Source organism: Scandinavium tedordense (assembly GCF_024764965.1).
Classification (GTDB): Bacteria; Pseudomonadota; Gammaproteobacteria; order Enterobacterales; family Enterobacteriaceae; genus Scandinavium; species Scandinavium tedordense.
The window spans coordinates 1-1,320 of the sequence record NZ_JALIGG010000036.1; the positions used below are offsets into that span (position 1 = coordinate 1).

The 1,320-nt window shown below is 50.5% G+C and carries 1 tRNA gene and 2 rRNA genes; all 3 read right to left on the minus strand.

Going from position 1 to position 1,320, the window contains the following annotated elements:
* A 23S ribosomal RNA gene (locus MUU46_RS00200) occupies positions 1-843 on the minus strand; the annotation flags it as partial.
* Between the two features lie 233 nt (positions 844-1,076).
* Positions 1,077-1,152 (minus strand) — tRNA-Glu (locus MUU46_RS00205).
* A gap of 85 nt (positions 1,153-1,237) precedes the next feature.
* A 16S ribosomal RNA gene (locus MUU46_RS00210) occupies positions 1,238-1,320 on the minus strand; the annotation flags it as partial.

Sequence of the window (1,320 nt, forward strand, 5' to 3'; positions counted from 1 at the left end):
TTCACGAGGCGCTACCTAAATAGCTTTCGGGGAGAACCAGCTATCTCCCGGTTTGATTGGCCTTTCACCCCCAGCCACAAGTCATCCGCTAATTTTTCAACATTAGTCGGTTCGGTCCTCCAGTTAGTGTTACCCAACCTTCAACCTGCCCATGGCTAGATCACCGGGTTTCGGGTCTATACCCTGCAACTTAACGCCCAGTTAAGACTCGGTTTCCCTTCGGCTCCCCTATTCGGTTAACCTTGCTACAGAATATAAGTCGCTGACCCATTATACAAAAGGTACGCAGTCACCTAACAAGTAGGCTCCCACTGCTTGTACGTACACGGTTTCAGGTTCTTTTTCACTCCCCTCGCCGGGGTTCTTTTCGCCTTTCCCTCACGGTACTGGTTCACTATCGGTCAGTCAGGAGTATTTAGCCTTGGAGGATGGTCCCCCCATATTCAGACAGGATACCACGTGTCCCGCCCTACTCTTCGAGTTCACAACGCGTGCATTTTCATGTACGGGGCTATCACCCTGTGTCGCCGGACTTTCCAGACCGTTCCATTAACACACGCGCTGATTCAGACTCTGGGCTCCTCCCCGTTCGCTCGCCGCTACTGGGGGAATCTCGGTTGATTTCTTTTCCTCGGGGTACTTAGATGTTTCAGTTCCCCCGGTTCGCCTCATTAAGCTATGTATTCACTTAATGATAGTGTGTCGAAACACACTGGGTTTCCCCATTCGGGTATCGCCGGGTCAAAGGTTCATATCACCTCGCCGACGCTTATCGCAGATTAGCACGCCCTTCATCGCCTCTGACTGCCAGGGCATCCACCGTGTACGCTTAGTCGCTTAACCTCACAACCCGAAGATGTTTCTTGCGACCCATCATCGACTTGCAATAATTTGAGAGACTCGAACACACCGTATCTTCCTTTCTTATTACGGAGAAAGGAAACAGTGTGTCGTTTCAATTTTCAGCTTGATCCAGATTTTTAAAGAGCAAATATCTCAAACATGACTCACCGCTTGCGCAGTCAAATCAGTTTTGAGATAGGGAGGCCGGCGACTTTCACTCACAAACCAGCAAGTGGCGTCCCCTAGGGGATTCGAACCCCTGTTACCGCCGTGAAAGGGCGGTGTCCTGGGCCTCTAGACGAAGGGGACACTGAAGTCTCAATCGCAAGACGCCTTGCTTCTCTACATCTATCAGACAATCTGTGTGGACACTACAAAGGCAGGTTCTTTAAGGTAAGGAGGTGATCCAACCGCAGGTTCCCCTACGGTTACCTTGTTACGACTTCACCCCAGTCATGAATCACAAAGTGGTAAACG